At 29.9% G+C, this 381-nt stretch carries 1 protein-coding gene; it reads right to left on the reverse strand.

The features are described from left to right. Nucleotides 1-114: 114 nt before the first annotated feature. Nucleotides 115-381 (reverse strand): hypothetical protein (locus J7R05_RS09075; RefSeq protein ID WP_208541947.1); only part of this gene is annotated, 267 nt, incomplete at its 5' end.

The raw sequence follows: 381 nt of genomic DNA on the forward strand, positions 1-381 counted from the left end.
CACACTTATTTATATGGGAGTTCATATTTTTTTTGCAAAACAAATATGATACAAATTGTAGCAAAGTAAAAAACCTTTTGTCATTACTGTAAAATCTTGTTTTGCTTTCATAATTTATAATGTTTCTACGTCTATTAAGATCCCTTCGTTTGAGAGAAAATTTTCATAAAGGCTTTTTTTATCAAAATTTGTTGTTGGCTTTGTCCCAGAATTGAACAGGTTTGTTTTTGGTTGTTGAAGTTTAGAAAATCTACCTATCTGTTTTAAGAGCAAAGAAAAGAGTGTGGTAACATATGCGCTCAAATTTGCTTCCACTGCACACAAGGAGGCCATAATGGGATTTTTTAATTTTATTAAAACAGTTGGTGAAAAACTTGGTAT

It is taken from the genome of Bartonella capreoli, from assembly GCF_902813205.1.
Taxonomy (GTDB): Bacteria; Pseudomonadota; Alphaproteobacteria; order Rhizobiales; family Rhizobiaceae; genus Bartonella; species Bartonella schoenbuchensis.